We start from the raw sequence: 1,837 nt of genomic DNA, 5'->3' as shown, positions 1-1,837 counted from the left end.
TGAAGCATCAGATGTTCATGAAATCTGGCAGTCCGACTTTCAGCACACTCTGTACCTGCCCGACCCCACTCACTACCCGGAAGCGCAAGAAAGCCATTTTGTTTGCCATTATGGACGACTATTCCCGGTTGATTGTGCATGCTGAATTTTATTGGGATGAAAAACTCCCTCGACTGGAAGACTCTTTAAAAAAGGCTATTTTACGCTACGGAATTCCAGAACAGTTTTATTGTGATAATGGAGCAGCATTCTCATCTCATCACCTGCTGCGGATCTGCGGCAAGCTGGGCATTCGCCTTTCGCACAGTAGAGCGTTCCGTCCCCAGGGCCGCGGCAAAATTGAGCGTTTTTTCAGGTTTATCGATACCAGCTTTAAACCCGAAGCATACAACCTGATTGAAAGGGGAGATATCCAGGGCCTGGCTCAACTAAACAATGCTTTAACAGCATGGCTGGATGGTTACTACCATATCCGCAAGCATGGTGGCACAGGTCAGACTCCGCTTGCCAGGGCAACTGCAAGCAAACGCACAATGAAAAGAGTTCCCATCAGTGAACTGACAGATATCTTCCTCTGGGAAGAAAATCGCAAAGTTGATAAAACCGGCTGTGTGCATGTCTTCGGCAATATCTATGAGGTACCCTGTGAGCTTTCGGGGGAAAAGGTAAAGCTGCGCTTTGACCCCTTTGATCTGTCTGTAATCCAGGTGTGGTTTGATGGTAAGCGTTTTCCCGATGCCATACCCCTCGGATCTTCATCGATCTGTCCACAAACGGGTAAAAACAAAACCATCCGAGTCTATCCAGGAAATAGAGCCATCTCCCGGGGAAGTGAACACAGGTGAGCTGAGTTTTTTTCATTTGGCTGAGGAAAAGCAACGTGAAGGTGGAAGAGTATTCCTCTAACCTTTGCCCCAAAGCCTGATGAGAGCAGAGGTGATGAAGATGGAAACTGAGAATAAACTCGTTCCCTTTTCCCGGAACCCCAAGAATGAAATGTTATTCGGTTCATCAGCCTACATGGAAGCGCTTGCCCGTATGCAGTTGATGGTCCAACACCGTTATTTTGGAGTACTCACAGGGAGGTAGGAAGCGGGAAATCAACACTTGTTCGCCATCTGGTGCAAACCCTTGATCCTATGCGCTACCAAGTTATTTACTTAAGCCAGGCAGGGATGAAACCACGGGATTTCTATGGGGAAATGCTGCGTCATCTGGGTGAGGAGCCTTTATTCTCCCTGACAAAAGCAAAACGCCTTTTTGAAGAGGTACTGCGTACAAGGGTAGAGCAAGGGGATAAATCTCTGGTTGTAATCATAGATGAGGCACAGGATATTACTCCGGCCATGCTCCTGGAATTACGCTTTGCCTTGAACCAGCAGATGGATTCTGTGTCCCTGTTTACACTGATCCTGGTGGGTCAGTCTGAATTGAGGAGGACTTTGCGCAAGAACAAGTTTGAGGCTGTAGCACAGCGCATCCAACTGCGTTTCCATCTTACCGGGTTGACTGAGGAGGAATCTGCAGACTACATTCGGCATCAGATGAAGACGAGCGGACTCGATGATCCCTTCCCTTTTATTTTCCGATAGTGCTTTGCAGTTGATCTACTCAGCAACTCAGGGTATTCACCGATTGATAAATCATATTTGCACGTATGCCCTCTACGATGCACAGCAAAGGGGCAGTGATGTGGTTGAGGACAAAGATATCGGGCGTATTCTTGCTGATATGGAAAGGCAGCGTGGCACAGGTCGGGGTAAGGTAATTAAAGGGTAAGGATCCGTCTAGTATCCATGACAGGTTTGGTTTGGGTGGCTGGGGGGATCTCTTACGA

At 47.9% G+C, this 1,837-nt stretch carries 4 protein-coding genes; all 4 read left to right on the top strand.

Annotation, left to right across the window (positions count from 1 at the left end):
- On the top strand, nt 1–845 hold an 845-nt coding region (locus SSCH_RS07180; RefSeq protein WP_232294280.1), incomplete at its 5' end, for a Mu transposase C-terminal domain-containing protein.
- A 79-nt stretch (nt 846–924) separates the two neighbouring features.
- A complete protein-coding gene (locus tag SSCH_RS19100) occupies nt 925–1,089 on the top strand; it encodes a hypothetical protein (RefSeq protein ID WP_198142239.1) in 165 nt (54 codons plus the stop codon).
- A gap of 32 nt (nt 1,090–1,121) precedes the next feature.
- On the top strand, nt 1,122–1,592 hold the full coding sequence (locus tag SSCH_RS16480; protein ID WP_052835426.1) for an ExeA family protein: 471 nt from the start codon (nt 1,122–1,124) through the stop codon (nt 1,590–1,592).
- Between the two features lie 43 nt (nt 1,593–1,635).
- A complete protein-coding gene (locus SSCH_RS18275) occupies nt 1,636–1,779 on the top strand; it encodes a hypothetical protein (RefSeq protein WP_156972163.1) in 144 nt (47 codons plus the stop codon).
- The last annotated feature ends 58 nt before the right edge of the window (nt 1,780–1,837 follow it).

It is taken from the genome of Syntrophaceticus schinkii (assembly GCF_000946815.1).
GTDB classification, from domain to species: Bacteria; Bacillota; DSM-12270; order Thermacetogeniales; family Thermacetogeniaceae; genus Syntrophaceticus; species Syntrophaceticus schinkii.
Note: the sequence above shows the minus strand (reverse complement) of the source record. Positions and strands in the feature narration are given on the sequence as shown.